We start from the raw sequence: 2,165 nt of genomic DNA, 5'->3' as shown, positions 1-2,165 counted from the left end.
TTGGCGGGTCGGTGGCCGACGGCGGAGTAGACGGGCGGAGGGATGGAGTGCGTGCAGGGACCCACGTGGCGTCGGTGGTTGCGGTGGGCAAAGCCGGCGACGAGCGCCAGATCCAGAACGTGGCGGCGGGTCGCGTGAGGGCGTGCGCGACGGACGCGGTGAACGGGAGCCAGCTGTACTCGGTGGCGTCGACGACGACGGGCCAGGTGAGCTCGCTGTCGACGGGTGTGGCGTCGGCGAACGCGTCGATCACGTCGCTGTCGACGGGTGTGGCGTCGGCGAACACGTCGATCACGTCGCTGTCGACGGGCGCGGCATCGGCGAACACGTCGATCACGTCGCTATCGACGGGAGTGGCATCGGCGAACACGTCGATCACGTCGCTGTCGACGGGAGTGGCATCGGCGAGCACGTCGATCACGTCGCTGTCGACGGGAGTGGCATCGGCGAGCACGTCGATCACGTCGCTGTCGACGGGAGTGGCATCGGCGAACACGTCGATCGCATCCCTGTCGACGAGGCTTGCGCCGCTGACGAGCCCTGCGCCTGCGATCGGTGCGGGGTCGACGGCGAGCGGCACCTATGCGGTGGCGTTGGGCAACCAAGCGAGCTCTTCGGGCAGTTACGCGGTGTCGCTGGGATATCAGGCAAACGGCGCCGGTGAGGCATCGGTCGCGCTCGGCGTGATCTCGAAGGCCTACGGACAGAACTCGGTCGCCATCGGCAACAACGCGAACGCGAGCGGGACGGACACAGTGGCGATCGGCCGTAGCACGATCGCGAGCGGGATGAACGCCACGGCGGTGGGCATCTCGTCGAGTGCGACGGTGGCGGGGAGCGTGGCGCTGGGCGAGAGCGCTACAACGTCGGCGGGGGTGGGCGTGTCGTCGGTGGCGATCGGCGGGACGACGTATGGCGGGTTTGCGGGCGCATCGCCGGTGAGCGTTGTGTCGGTGGGCAGTGCCGGCAAGGAGCGCCAGATCCAGAACGTGGCGGCGGGCCAGGTCACGGCGTCCTCGACGGACGCGGTGAACGGCAGCCAGCTGTACGCAGTGGCCTCGACGACGACGAGCCAGGTGGGTTCGCTGTCGACGGCGATCACGAGCGTGGGCAGCAGCGGTGTCACCTCGCTGTCGACGGGTCTGAGTGCCGCCAACAGCTCGATCGCCTCCCTATCGACGGCGATCACGAATGTCGGCAGCAGCGGCGTGACCTCGCTGTCGAGCGGTCTGACCGCGACGGGCAGCTCGGTCGCCTCGATCTCGACGGGTCTGAGTGCGGCGGGGAGTTCGATCGCGTCGCTGTCGACGGGTGTGACGTCGCTGTCGACGGGCCTGTCTGGTGCGGCGAGCCAAGTGACCTCGCTGTCGAGCGGTCTGACCGCGACGGGCAGCTCGGTCGCCTCGATCTCGACGGGTCTGAGTGCGGCGGGGAGTTCGATCGCATCGCTGTCGACGGGCGTGACGTCTCTGTCGACGGGCCTGTCTGGCGCGGCGAGCCAGGTGACCTCGCTGTCGAGCGGTCTGACCGCGACGGGCAGCTCGGTCGCCTCGATCTCGACGGGTCTGAGTGCGGCGGGGAGTTCGATCGCATCCCTGTCGACGGGCGTGACGTCGCTGTCGACGGGCCTGTCTGGCGCGGCGAGCCAGGTGACCTCGCTGTCGAGCGGCTTGACCGCGACGAGCAGCACGGTCGCCTCGATCTCGACGGGTCTGACTGCGGCGGGGAGTTCGATCGCATCCCTGTCGACGGGCGTGACGTCTCTGTCGACGGGCCTGTCTGGCGCGGCCAGCCAGGTGACCTCGCTGTCGAGTTGTCTGACCGCGCCGGGCAGCTCGGTGGCCTCGAACTTGGCGGGTCTGGGGGCGGCGGGGTGTTCGATCGCATCCCTGTCGACGGGCGTGACGTCTCTGTCGACGGGCCTGTCTGGCGCGGCGAGCCAGGTGACTTCGCTGTCGAGTGGTCTGACCGCGACGGGCAGCTCGGTGGCCTCGATCTCGACGGGTCTGAGCGCGGCGTGGAGTTCGATCGCATCCCTGTCGACGGGCGTGTCGTCCCTGTCGACGGGCCTGTCTGGCATTACGAGACAGGTGGGCGCGCTGTCGAGCGGGGTTAGCACCGTGAGCGCCACGGTGTGGACGCTGGAGCATGAGTCGCTGCAGTGG

Annotated in this window: 1 protein-coding gene; it reads left to right on the top strand. The window is 69.1% G+C overall.

The features are described from left to right. Positions 1-11: 11 nt before the first annotated feature. The coding region (locus tag MKK52_RS27235; RefSeq protein WP_409564635.1) for a beta strand repeat-containing protein at positions 12-2,165 on the top strand (2,154 nt) is incomplete at its 3' end.

Origin of the sequence: Methylobacterium sp. J-067, assembly GCF_022829465.1 — a bacterium.
Taxonomy (GTDB): Bacteria; Pseudomonadota; Alphaproteobacteria; order Rhizobiales; family Beijerinckiaceae; genus Methylobacterium; species Methylobacterium litchii.
This window is presented reverse-complemented; position numbering and strand designations above follow the sequence as displayed.